The 1,513-nt window shown below is 36.9% G+C and carries 2 protein-coding genes; one reads left to right on the plus strand and one right to left on the minus strand.

What is annotated here, in order from left to right:
• Window positions 1–163 precede the first annotated feature (163 nt).
• Window positions 164–328: a hypothetical protein gene (locus tag H1P_RS36995; protein WP_186376301.1), complete on the minus strand. Its 165-nt coding sequence runs from the start codon at window positions 326–328 to the stop codon at window positions 164–166.
• 227 nt (window positions 329–555) lie between these two features.
• On the opposite strand from H1P_RS36995, the gene H1P_RS33270 reads away from it, so the two are divergent.
• Window positions 556–1,227 (plus strand): hypothetical protein, encoded by a 672-nt coding sequence (locus H1P_RS33270; protein WP_144875747.1) that lies wholly within the window; start codon window positions 556–558, stop codon window positions 1,225–1,227.
• Window positions 1,228–1,513: the final 286 nt, after the last annotated feature.

The following is a 1,513-nucleotide window of genomic DNA, read 5'->3' on the forward strand; positions in this document are numbered from 1 at the left end:
GAATAAATTAATAGGCGTAGCAAGTGCAAGTATTCGAGAAATAAGAGTTAGAGTAAATAGTTTCATGCATTTGGATGATGAATACTTTCATTAACTCATGTTGTTTAGCTTAACCGAACAGTATTGACTTTAGCCCCATCGTTCCTAATGCCAGCATACATAGTCAAAACAATGTGAATCCCAGCCAGACATAGGTATCAGGGCTATCATATTCAATCCAGGCATAGCTACTAGGTAAGTCTGCTAAAAGCGCGGAACCCAATAAAATCCATTCTAGCCAGAGGAATAGACCAGAAGGATAGGTTTTTAGCTGCTTAAGACGATCCATAAACTCGATCTTTGTATTAACTTTTTTATGTCTTAGTGTAGAATATTCCTTTTATATTGCCATAGAGTCTTTAGTCCCAGTCTTTGCTTCTCACTATAGGGCTAAAGTCCTAATTTTTGTTCCTACTTTGTTCCCAACTGATTTGGGACTTTCTCTTCATGCGTTGTATTCCTGTTAGTCCGTAAGATTGCCAATGACAGAAAGATATCAATACAAGAAATTAAGCAATGAAGTTTCGACTTATCTATACTTTACTACCCTTCGTTTTTGCCTTCAATTTATTTCCTAATCGGCAATCTCAAGCTAAACCATCACCAATTTTCCAGCCAATAATTAAAGAAATAGAGACTCGTTTGCCATCGGGTTTAGAAATGCGCTTACCTGCTACCGTACCAACTTCTACTCAGGATGCCACTCTTTATTCATTCTTACCTGATGAAGATAGTAAACTTATATTCGAGTTTGACGATCTAAAAATGGAGTTTTTTACAGTATTAATAGGCGATAATTCAGATTGTTTGGAGCAGAAGAATCCTGAAGATTGCTTAGTAGCAGCAGTTGGTGTAACAGAAGACCCTATTGAATCGCAAGCGGAATTAGATGCATTACTTGCCGATAGCAAAGAAGATATTGCTTCGGATGAATTTGAACGAGGAATTGAAATCGATCGTGGAATCGAAGGTTTTTATCTTGTGTATGAAGAGCTACAGCTACAGTCAATTATATGGCGACAAGGAAAAATGGCACATTTATTGATGTCAAAAAAATGCCCTAAAGGACTAGCTTCGCGTCGCGATCGCGAATGTATCTCTAAACGACAGCTAATTGAGATGGCAAAATCTGCTGCTAATGAAACAGCTATTACTGGTCAAAATGTTCCTTCAGATACTGCCGAATAGATCGAGTTGCTTCCATAGTTAAAATCTAAAAAATCATGAAAATAATTAAGCTGCTATTGATTCTAGAAACTTTAAATACTACGATCGTTTTTAGCTTGTTCGGGTTTGTCGGTTGAAGTATTATCGTAGCTGCAAGCTTTTTGAATAAAAGTCTATCTCATACCATTTATCAAAAATAGTCAGATAGATAGTTGGGATGGTTAAAGGTTAAAGGTAAAGGGAGAAAGGCTCGTTATATAAAGCTTTAACCTTTTCCCTTTCCCCTTTTCCCCACTGTACTAAGTCT

Origin of the sequence: Hyella patelloides LEGE 07179, assembly GCF_900659865.1 — a bacterium.
In the GTDB taxonomy this organism is placed as follows: Bacteria; Cyanobacteriota; Cyanobacteriia; order Cyanobacteriales; family Xenococcaceae; genus Hyella; species Hyella patelloides.

Coding starts and splice junctions, on each gene's coding strand:
- H1P_RS36995 (WP_186376301.1), bottom strand. CDS start 328: ATGGATCGTCTTAAGCAGCTAAAAACCTATCCTTCTGGTCTATTCCTC.
- H1P_RS33270 (WP_144875747.1), top strand. CDS start 556: ATGAAGTTTCGACTTATCTATACTTTACTACCCTTCGTTTTTGCCTTC.